Origin of the sequence: Micromonospora sp. NPDC048905 (assembly GCF_040649655.1) — a bacterium.
In the GTDB taxonomy this organism is placed as follows: Bacteria; Actinomycetota; Actinomycetes; order Mycobacteriales; family Micromonosporaceae; genus Micromonospora.
In genome coordinates, this window is the sequence record NZ_JBEZFV010000001.1 from 688,027 (window position 1) to 697,387 (window position 9,361).

Here is a 9,361-nt window from a genome sequence, read left to right on the forward strand (position 1 = left end):
GTCCGACCGGCACGGCACCACTCCGGCCCAGGGTGCGTAGGCGCCCTGGGCCGGCCCGCTCCCAGACACACCCTCCGCCCACCTGCTCGAGGAGCTGAACATGCAGCGACGGCGTTATCGCCCGGCCACCATGCTGGCAGGGCTGCTCATCCTGACCCTGTCCGCGCTTCTGTTGCCACCGCCGGTGGCAAGCACCGCGGCAGCCGGCACAGTCCACACCCGTGCCGCGCCACTAGCCGAGCTGACCGTGGTGTCCGAACGGGTGGCGTTCGGGCTGCAGCGCCCGATCGCCATTACCGGACTGCCGGACGGTCGGATGCTGATCGCGGAGAAGAGCGGCACCGTCCGCGCGTACCACCCCGACACCGGCCTGGCCGCGGAGCCGGTGCTCGACCTGACCGCCCGGATCGACACGTCGGACAACGAGCGGGGCCTGCTCGGCATCACGCCCGCGCCGAACTTCGCGCGGACCGGGATCCTCTACGTGGCCTACACGAGCCTGCCGGCCGGCGCGCTGACCCTGGCGCGAGTGCCCATCGGTGCTCCCGACCGGCTGCAGGTGCTGCTCACCCAGGAGCACGCCGAGTTCGGCAACCACAACGGCGGACAGGTGGCCTTCGGCCGCGACGGCTACCTCTACTGGTCCCTCGGCGACGGCGGCAACGCGAACGACCCGTTCAAGAGCGGCCAGAACCTCGGCACCCTGCTCGGCAAGATTCTCCGGATCGACGTCAACCGTTCCTGCGGGGGCAAGCGCTACTGCGTACCCTCCGACAACCCGTTCGTCCGCACGCCGGGCGCGCGACCGGAGATCTGGGTCTACGGGCTGCGTAACGCGTGGAAGTTCTCCATCGACCCGGTCGACAACTCGCTGTGGATCGGTGACGTCGGCCAGGGTCTGATCGAGGAGATCAACCACGTCCGCCCGTGGCAGCGTGGAGCGAACCTCGGTTGGTCGTGCCGAGAGGGCACGCCGGTCTTCGACGAGACGCAGTGCCGGCCGGGCGTACGGCTCACCGACCCGGTCGTCGAGTACGACCACTACATGACGGAGAACTGCTCCATCATCGGCGGCCTGGTGTACCGGGGTTCCGTCACCCCGGAGGCGCGCGGGACCTACATCGCGAGCGACTACTGCTCGACCCGCGCGTTCGCCGTGCGTCCCAAGTCCACGGGTGGCTACGAGTCCGCCGAGATCGGCACCTTCCCCACCCAGCCGACGGCGTTCGGCGCCGATGTGCACGGCGAGCTGTACGTGCTCAGTGACCTCCCGGGATGGCTGAGCCGGGTACGGTTCGAGCGGGTCCCGCTCAACAGGTAAGCCGTCTCTACGCAGAGGCCCGTCACCAGCAACTCCAGTGACGGGCCTCTGCGTACGAGCCTCGGTGGGCTTGCGACGAACCCCCAGCCCACGAGCGCCACGCTCTATCCCGCGTCCAACTCGTACGGCAACGGCCTGAGCCCCTCCTCGCCCTGCCACCAGCGCGAGTCCTTGCCGTAGTAGATGGTACGAGCCCACTCGTCGGGTGATTCGTGGAAGATCAGGTCCTTGTCGCCGATGTGGTCGATGTGTCCCCAAGCCTGATTCACCCGACCCACCGCCTCGTCCCGAGTGATCGGAAATCGCACCAGCATCTCGTGCAGTACCTGCTCGACGAAATCCCGTGCCTTGTCGGACATCCGCAGTTGCAGCTCCACGGCGCACTCCCTCGTTCCCCGCACCGGACGTCTATCCATCATCCCCGATGAGCAGTGGCCACCCGGCGATGACAAGTACGGCCCTGGACTTTGCTGGCGTGGCAGCGGGTGAGCGCGTCGTGCGAAGGTCTGCCGATGGTTATACCCCTTGCGTACGGCGGCCGGCGGTTCCAGGTCATGGCCTACCACGACGCCATACGGCATGACGGCCCGGCGCTTGAGCTGGCGGAACTGGTGGACGACGAGCTGGGTCCGGCTCTCGTGACTGTCACGTTCGCCGGCGAGAACGCCGGTGGTGCCGAGGTCTTCCTGACCGACGCTGGCCTGCCACTACCGATACTGAGGGCATTCGTGGAGGAGGCCGTGCGGGAAGAACGTCGTACCTCTGGGGTGGATCTGCCCCACTTCCGACCATGAACGCCCACCGCTCGTCGGCCCCGCCCCTACCCGTGGCCCGGGACCGCCGGCGATGCCGCACCAAGGCTGGGAACGAGGCCGGCCATCAGGTCGGCGACGGTCAGCGCGGTCCAGGGCGTGCCGGCCCGGCCCTCGATCAGCAGAGCCGCCGATCCCCCGGCGACGTCGGCGCCGACTGTCGATTCCAGTCGAACGGTGTCCACCATGGACGCGAGCACCCTCGACCCGACGAATGAGGTGAGCACGCCGAGATCGCCCGGCTCGGCCGCCGCCGCCCGAATCGCCGCCACGGTCGCCGCCGGAGCGCCGGTCGGCACCTCCGTGGCGGTGCCATCGGCGTGGGTGACGAGGATCCGGTCGCTGCGGGCCGCCGCGTGCCACGCGACGAGGTCGAGCACGCTGGCCCGGGTACCCGCCTCGAAGTGCTCCCACAGGTCCGCGGCGACCCGACCGAGCCGTGGACCGTACTGGCCGACACTGTGCCCGTAGCCCCGGGTCGACAGGCTCGCGTCGACCCACATCACCTGGCCCGTGCGCACGTTGAGGACCAGCGGCGCCAGGGACCGGGCATCTCCACGCAGCCCGAACCGCTGCATGACCCGGGCGGCGTCGAACGCGGCACCCTGTTCCTGCGGCAGGGAGAACCCCGCGAAGGCCGCCGTCAGCGCCTCGAAGGGGACGTCGTTGTAGCTCAACACGACCGGTACGGCCCACACGACCCCGGCCGCCCGGAGCGCGGCCTGGTTCAGGTCGAGGAACTCCGTCGCGCCCAGCGGGGCCGGGGCGGAGGTGAGGTCACCGGAATGGACGGCGGCCGTCGCGTTGAACCGCAGCCGGGTGTAGTCGCAGTGCCCTACCGGTGTCCAGGCCTCGTCGTAGAAGGCACACGACAGGTCGAGGTCGACCCGGGAGGACCCGGCGTCGACCCAGTGCAGGAACAGCCGCACCACCTCGTGACCGTCGAGTGCGCGGACACTGCCGCGGGACCAGCCGGCCAGTTGCTCCGAGCCGGCGCGCTCGCGCATGGGAGCGGGAACGTGCGCCAGCTCAGCGTCGAGAACGGCGACGTCGAACCGGTCGTGCCGGCCGGCCCGCTCGGCGAGTTCCCCATCGACGGTCACCCGGACGCGCGTAACCGCGTCGGCGGGCAGCCTCCGGCGCCGCTCCGGAGCCGTCCAGGTGCGTACGACGTCGCCCTTGGGAAAGAACGTCCGCCGTGGGGTGCCTGGCTCGGGGCCGCGCGCCGGCACCGGTGACACGACCGCGCCGCGGGCCGGCCCGCCCATGCCCAGCGCGCGGCGCAGCGCGGCACCGACGGCGCCCATCCCGGTCGCGCTGCCGGCCGCGGCCACGTCGGCGACCGAGGCGTCGGCGGCCACGGCGGCCCGCGCCTCTGCCGTCTCGACGGCGATGGTCGTGTCCCGGCCGTGGAGGGCAGCGGCCGCGCTGGCGAGGACCATCGGTGCGACCATCGGCGCGACCCGCGCGGCGGCGTCGAGCACGGACTGCTCGGCCGCCGGGTCGTCGGCGAGGCGCAGCAGGTGATCGATACGCCGCCACAGGTCGCCCGGACGGTCGGCGAGGAGGGCGGCGGCCGCGACGGCGTCATCGCCGGCGACGGCCTGCTCGACAAGTGCAGCGAAGGTTCGCACCCGCACCGAGACGGTGCCGTCGGCGTGACTCGACAGGATCAACCGCTCCGGCCGGCGGGCGCTGACCGCCGCCAGGGTCCGACCCAGGGAGCTGACGGCCGGGACGCGGGTGGCACGCAGCGTGGCGAACACGACCGCGGCCCGCGGATACGCGCTGGCCCACTCGAACGGGTGCAGCCGCTCGGCGAGCCGCTTCCACACGACCGGGTGGCGCGCCAGGTCCTCGGCGGCGGTGGCCGGGTCGAGCGAGTCAAGGAAAGCCAGTACGGCGCGGCGCAGCGGCCGGGGCAGGGCCCGGACCCTTGGGACCTCCACCGTCACGCGCGGCTCGTCGACCGCCCGATAGGCCTCCAACGGCCCACCTGTCTCGCGCGGGCGCGGCAGGACCAGTCCGGGGTCGCCGCCCGAGTAGGCCCACAGCGTGCGCGCCACGTCGGTGGCCGTGCGCCACCGGGCGGTGGCGTCCGCGAGCACCTGCCCGGCGGTGTCGGTGAGCGCCGTGGCGTGCAGCGCCCAGGCGATGACCCCGGCCAGGGTCTCCCGCGCCGGCACGACGTCCGGCAGCCAGTCGAGCCGCCCTGGTGCGGTGGCGGCGACGAGCGTCCGCAGATCAGCCAGGTCCGCCGCGCCGAGCGCTGCCGGGCGGGCCACCAGACTGTCCCGCAGGCGCACGGCGGTGACCTCGGGGGTCACATCGAGGGTGAGCCGCCGCAGGCACACCGGTGCGGCGGTGGTCGCGTACCCCGATCGGGACGCCGGCCCGGTCCGCGGGGTGGGGATCAGCGGCAGGTAGGTGTTGTCGGCGGTGAGCCGCCGGCCGCAGATCGGGCATGCGGTGTAAACCTCGGGTGCGAAGCAGCTGGCGCATACGAGATGGCCGCACGGGTCGAGCGGCTGCACGCTGCCGACCGTCCCGCACAGGATGCACGGCGCCGCGGCCGTCTGTAGCAGGTGGACGATGAGCCGCTCGACGTAGAGCGCCTCCGGGGCGGTCGGCGTGTCGGGAAACCGGCGGAAGAGCGGTACGTGGTCACGGTCGGCGCCGACGACCTCGTCGGCCACCGCCGACAGCCAGTCCGCCCAGCGCATGCGCGTCAGCGGGTCAAGCGACGCGAACCGCTCTCGCAGCGCCGCGTCGAGCAGCCAACCCCGGGCCGCGAGGTCGGCTTCGAGGGCAGTGACCCACGCCGGGCCGTCGGCGGGGGTCTGCGAACCCGCCGTCGGGAGTGGAACCGCCCCGATTCGGCGAAGCACCACCGTGGCACCCGCGTCCATCGGCCCTCCTTCCCCGTCGATCCGGGGGCACCGGCCGTTACCGGGCCCGGAGAAAGATGAGAGCCGGGTCGGAGAGTCGGCACGCTAGTTCCAGGACAAGGGTCAGAAGGAAGCGCACCTGGGAGCCGACCCGGCTCGTGGATCGTACGGTGGGGGCCGTTCCGTCCGCACACCGTTATCCGGCCCAACCGGCCCTCCCCCTGCTCCCCGGAGACTGGGACCGGAGCTGACGGCCGCCGGCCATCGGTGCGTTGCCAGGCGCAGCGTAGATTCGACACGTGGCGGATGGGTGGGGACTAACCGTGACCACGGACATAGCGCGACAGGTCAGGCAGTGGCGGGCTGAGGGCTACACATGGCGCGCCATCGCTGCCGTCGCCGACGACACCTGGGGCACCGACTCCGGTGGCAATCAGCTGTTCGGCGAGGACCTGTGTCTGGAGAGCGCGCGGTTGCTCGGTGAGAATCCGAACGCCGATCCCTGGAACTGACCCGGGATTGACGACCGCCCCCGGCGATGCCGTTCCACCGCCGCGAACGCCTGGCATGATCCGCCTGAACGCGCCTGCTATCGGACGCCCCCGGACGAAACCCGAGCTAGCCCGGAGTAGCAACGTGTGGCGCGCGGATCGCGGGTAGCGGAGGCACCACGCGGATCGGCGCCCAAAGATACTGTGGATCGACGGTCGGCGGTCTTGGCGCCGTCCCGTGCCGCCGATGCGGCTGCCGTCACCGAGGAGACGCCGTGACCAGCGAAACAACCCGATCGCCGCTCGTCCTGTCGGTCTCGTGGGGTCGGATGGACGTCGAGGACCTTGGAGTTGGCAAGGACTTCAAGCTCTACCCCGGCGGTGGCCGCCCGTGGGACTGGTCCGAAACCGGTACCCGTCACAACCCCGGCGTCCAACCGGACGACGTCGAGGAACTTCTCTCTCATGGCGCCGAGGCCGTCGTTCTGTCGCGTGGCATGCAACTGCAACTGCAGGTCGACGCACGTACGCTCAGGCTGCTCGAGGAGCGCGGGGTGGCCGTTCACGTGGCCCAGACGACCGAGGCAGTCCAGATCTACAACGCCCTCGCCACCAGTGGCACCGCCGTCGCAGGGCTGTTCCACTCGACCTGCTAGTGCGGTGACCACGTACGTCTACCGGCATGGTGGTCCCGCGGTGAGTTTGTCGCCACTGCTGCCGGGCAGGCCGGTTTACCATCGCGGCATGAAGATCGTCGTGGATGACCTGTCCGGGCCTAAGATCCAGGCGCTTTTGCAGGAGCACCTCGATGAAATGCGAGCGGTCAGCTCGCCCGAGAGTAAGCATGCCCTTGACCTCGACGGGCTGCGCCAGCCCGCAGTGACCTTCTGGTCGGTCTACGACGGTGACGAACTCGTGGGCTGTGGAGCTCTCAAGAAGCTGGACAACACGAGCGCCGAACTCAAGTCGATGCGGACCGCCCGGACCGCGAAGCGGCGGGGAGTGGCCTCCGCGCTTCTCCAACACGTCTTGGCAGAGGCCCGCCGTCGCGGCTTCACCCGGCTATACCTGGAGACCGGCGCGGATGACCATTTTGCGCCGGCGCGGGCGCTCTACGCGAAGTACGGATTCACCCGATGCGAGCCGTTCGCCGACTACCCAGAGGACCCGAACAGCGTGCATATGACCAAAATCTTGTAGTCGAGGCTGTCACAGGGCCCGATATTCAGGCGGCTTCCTGCGGGGGCGGCCCCAGCGTTGCTGGCGTTCACTGCGGAGGCGGGCACGTTCGCGGCGTTGCGCGGCCAAGACGTCCGGGTGGCGGGCGTTGGCGTAGCGCCAGCGTAGGTATTTGTGCAGCTCGCGGGCCAGGACCATGTGATTGGGGTGGTTCGAGTTGGCCATCGTGAACATGCGTAGCGGCCCGAACGGGGCCTCGATGGGGTTGGCCCAGGACGCACTGGTCGGGGTGAGACACGGCTCGACGTTGGTGCGGGCGGCCGGGTGGCCGGGGTCGTCGCCGAGGCTGTAGCAGCCGTGGAAGTACCGGATGCCGTGCGTGCGGTGATACGTCGCCGCCAGCCGGTCCGGATGCGACTGCGGAGCCCAGCCGCGGCCGTGGTGCGGTCGGATCGACAGTGGCCCGAACTGGTCGAAGGCGAAACAACGCGTGGATCACGTCGCGCACGGTGTCCTCGTGCCCGGCGATCAGCCGGGCGATCGCCGGGACAGGTGTCCCGGACGCCGACGCCATGATGATCAACGCCCGCCGAACCCGTACTGAATCGTGCTTGCCCCGGCGGACGAGTTGTTGCAGCTTACGGCCTTCTTCGTGCGTCAACCGCCGTGCCCGTACCGGCTCGGACAACTGGACGACTGCACCGCCGAGCAGATTGCCGCGTTTGCCGCGTCCGCGACCTACTTCGAACTCGACGACGTCGCCGATCTGATCGGCCGCCTCGATCCGGATGACGCGCTCAACCACGAATACTGGGATCTCAGCAGTTCGTTCGGCGAGGACGCCTCGCTGATCCGCGACGCGCTTCGATGCAAACTCGTCGAGGCCCCCGAGGACTGGGGCTAGCGACTGCCGCGCCTTGTCAGCGAGACATATGGATGCGTTGGTCGCCAACCGGCCGGGCGTGCACCTGGTCGGGTACTTCGGCGTCACTTCTCCATAGCGCGATCGACTACTGCGCCCAGTAGTGGGTTGCTGGTGGCTTGTTAAGGGCGGCGGGTGACGGGCCGGTATTCGCGGTCAGCACTCGTCGGTTGTCTCGTCACCCGCCGCCTCGACGAATGTGCGGAGCAGTCGCCCCAGTTCGCGCCGCTGCTCGGAGGTCAGGGCGCCGAAGATCTCGTCGCTGATCTCTGCCTGCAGGATGCTGAGGTTCTCGGCTCGGCTGGCGCCGAGTCCGGTGAGGACCAGCTTGAAGGCGCGCCGGTCGGTCGGGTCGACCACCCGCGAAACTAGACCGTCGTTGGCCAGGCTGTCGGTGATCGGCGTGAGAGCCCGGGCTGTCACACCAAGCCGCTTGGCCAGGTCCCCCATCCGGCTGTCCGGCTCAGCGGCCAGCGCCAGCAGCAGGCGCACACTCGCCGCGGACAGCCCGGATTCAGCGAAGCGGGCCTGCCCCAGCCTCGAGAAGGTTCGCCAGGACCGGCCAAGCAGTTCGCCGAGACGAACCGCGTCGCTGTCTCCAGTCTGCGGACGGCTTGACACTCGACACCTCCATCGAAATACTCCACGTAGTAATAGTGAACCAGGTAAGTTTCACCTAGTTCATCAATAGCATACCGGCTCACCGTCGACACGAAGGAGTGCCATGTCAACCGAGCCAACGCCGAACCGGCCCGCACCTGTGATTCTGGTCATCGGCGCGACGGGTAACCAAGGCGGCGCGGTCGTCGACGCGCTGCTGCGCACCCGCGCCTGGACCGTTCGCGCCCTCACCCGCGACCCCGCCGGCCGCGCGGCCCGCGCCCTGGCCAAACGGGGGGTCACCATCGCAGCCGGCGACATGGACGACGCGGAATCTCTGAAGGGGGCAATCGCCGGAACGTACGGTGTGTTCAGCGTGCAGAACAGCCGCACCGCCGGCCGTTCCGGTGAAGTCCGCCAGGGCAGGAACGTCATCGACGCCGCAGAGGCAGCCGGCAGCCGGCATCTCGTCTACACCTCCGTGGGCGGCGCCGAACGTGTGCGCGGCATCCCCCACTTCGACACCAAATGGGAAATCGAACAACACCTCCGCACGACCGGCCTCAGCTGGACGATTCTGCGGCCCACCACGTTCACCAGCGTCTTCACCCTGCGCGGGGCCAGCGTCGGCCTGAGCATGATGGCCGCCGCCCTCGGCCCGACCAAAACCCTCCAGACGATCGCGGTACCCGACATCGGTGTCTTCGCCCGACTCGCCTTCGAACGACCCGAGCAGTTCGCCGGACAAGCCCTCGAACTCGCCGGCGACGAACTCACCATCGCGCAGATCGCCCAGACCCTGCGCGGCGCAGGACGCCGCATCCGCTACACCCGCCTGCCGAAGCCCCTACTGAAGCTGGCAGGCCCCGAGGCGAAAATGCTGTTCTGGTTCGGTGAAACCGGCTATGCGGCCAACATCCCCGCACTCCGCCGGATCCATCCCGGACTCCTGACACTCGACCAATGGCTCACCCAACCGCGGGACTGACCGGCATCCGCCGATCCGACCACCCGGCCTCGTGATTGGCGCCGACAGGCCCCAGTTCAACAGCCGGCACCACGCCAGTGCTGGCTCCGAAGCCGCATCGGTCGATCGGGCAGCACGCTCACGAACGCTGCGCCTTGTCAGCGACAGATGAGCATCGCGT

General features: G+C 69.8%; 10 protein-coding genes and 1 pseudogene. 7 read left to right on the forward strand and 4 right to left on the reverse strand.

Translation table 11 applies throughout. The features are described 5' to 3' along the window. The first annotated feature begins 100 nt into the window (after positions 1–100). A complete protein-coding gene (locus tag AB0C01_RS03220) occupies positions 101–1,321 on the forward strand; it encodes a PQQ-dependent sugar dehydrogenase (protein WP_357570084.1) in 1,221 nt (406 codons plus the stop codon). Positions 1,322–1,425: 104 nt separating this feature from the next. Here AB0C01_RS03220 and AB0C01_RS03225 read toward each other — a convergent pair whose 3' ends face one another. Beyond that, the gene (locus AB0C01_RS03225; RefSeq protein ID WP_357570085.1) at positions 1,426–1,698 is read right to left on the reverse strand and encodes a hypothetical protein; all 273 of its coding nucleotides are present in this window, start codon (positions 1,696–1,698) and stop codon (positions 1,426–1,428) included. Positions 1,699–1,833: 135 nt separating this feature from the next. Between AB0C01_RS03225 and AB0C01_RS03230 the strand changes: the two genes are divergently transcribed. After that, a complete protein-coding gene (locus AB0C01_RS03230) occupies positions 1,834–2,115 on the forward strand; it encodes a hypothetical protein (protein ID WP_357570086.1) in 282 nt (93 codons plus the stop codon). 26 nt (positions 2,116–2,141) lie between these two features. Here AB0C01_RS03230 and AB0C01_RS03235 read toward each other — a convergent pair whose 3' ends face one another. Further along, entirely contained in the window at positions 2,142–5,042 is a 2,901-nt protein-coding gene (locus AB0C01_RS03235; RefSeq protein ID WP_357570087.1) for an MXAN_6230/SCO0854 family RING domain-containing protein, read from the reverse strand. Positions 5,043–5,344: 302 nt separating this feature from the next. On the opposite strand from AB0C01_RS03235, the gene AB0C01_RS03240 reads away from it, so the two are divergent. The 3 genes from AB0C01_RS03240 to AB0C01_RS03250 all read left to right on the forward strand — a co-directional run bounded on the left by AB0C01_RS03240 (position 5,345) and on the right by AB0C01_RS03250 (position 6,712). Then, positions 5,345–5,533, forward strand: a complete 189-nt coding sequence (locus AB0C01_RS03240) for a hypothetical protein (RefSeq protein WP_357254500.1) — start codon at positions 5,345–5,347, stop codon at positions 5,531–5,533. Positions 5,534–5,787: 254 nt separating this feature from the next. Next, positions 5,788–6,168: an Mth938-like domain-containing protein gene (locus tag AB0C01_RS03245; RefSeq protein WP_357570088.1), complete on the forward strand. Its 381-nt coding sequence runs from the start codon at positions 5,788–5,790 to the stop codon at positions 6,166–6,168. Positions 6,169–6,256: 88 nt separating this feature from the next. Then, positions 6,257–6,712, forward strand: coding sequence for a GNAT family N-acetyltransferase (locus AB0C01_RS03250; protein ID WP_357254505.1), 456 nt, complete (start codon positions 6,257–6,259; stop codon positions 6,710–6,712). A 9-nt stretch (positions 6,713–6,721) separates the two neighbouring features. Here the strand turns inward: AB0C01_RS03250 and AB0C01_RS03255 are convergent. Next, a pseudogene (locus tag AB0C01_RS03255) lies at positions 6,722–7,379 on the reverse strand (hypothetical protein). On the opposite strand from AB0C01_RS03255, the gene AB0C01_RS03260 reads away from it, so the two are divergent. Continuing rightward, positions 7,299–7,595, forward strand: coding sequence for a hypothetical protein (locus AB0C01_RS03260; RefSeq protein WP_357570261.1), 297 nt, complete (start codon positions 7,299–7,301; stop codon positions 7,593–7,595). The pseudogene AB0C01_RS03255 and the gene AB0C01_RS03260 sit on opposite strands and share 81 nt — an antisense overlap. A gap of 174 nt (positions 7,596–7,769) precedes the next feature. Here AB0C01_RS03260 and AB0C01_RS03265 read toward each other — a convergent pair whose 3' ends face one another. After that, positions 7,770–8,234 carry a MarR family winged helix-turn-helix transcriptional regulator gene (locus AB0C01_RS03265; RefSeq protein ID WP_357254507.1) on the reverse strand — a complete coding sequence of 155 codons (465 nt, stop codon included), beginning with the start codon at positions 8,232–8,234 and terminating at the stop codon, positions 7,770–7,772. Positions 8,235–8,337: 103 nt separating this feature from the next. On the opposite strand from AB0C01_RS03265, the gene AB0C01_RS03270 reads away from it, so the two are divergent. Then, the gene (locus AB0C01_RS03270) at positions 8,338–9,201 is read left to right on the forward strand and encodes an NmrA/HSCARG family protein (protein ID WP_357570089.1); all 864 of its coding nucleotides are present in this window, start codon (positions 8,338–8,340) and stop codon (positions 9,199–9,201) included. Positions 9,202–9,361: the final 160 nt, after the last annotated feature.

Excerpts from the sequence above, each read along its gene's own strand:
- AB0C01_RS03230 (WP_357570086.1), top strand. The coding sequence starts at position 1,834 with ATGGTTATACCCCTTGCGTACGGCGGCCGGCGGTTCCAGGTCATGGCC.
- AB0C01_RS03220 (WP_357570084.1), top strand. The coding sequence starts at position 101 with ATGCAGCGACGGCGTTATCGCCCGGCCACCATGCTGGCAGGGCTGCTC.
- AB0C01_RS03235 (WP_357570087.1), bottom strand. The coding sequence starts at position 5,042 with ATGGACGCGGGTGCCACGGTGGTGCTTCGCCGAATCGGGGCGGTTCCA.
- AB0C01_RS03270 (WP_357570089.1), top strand. The coding sequence starts at position 8,338 with ATGTCAACCGAGCCAACGCCGAACCGGCCCGCACCTGTGATTCTGGTC.
- AB0C01_RS03250 (WP_357254505.1), top strand. The coding sequence starts at position 6,257 with ATGAAGATCGTCGTGGATGACCTGTCCGGGCCTAAGATCCAGGCGCTT.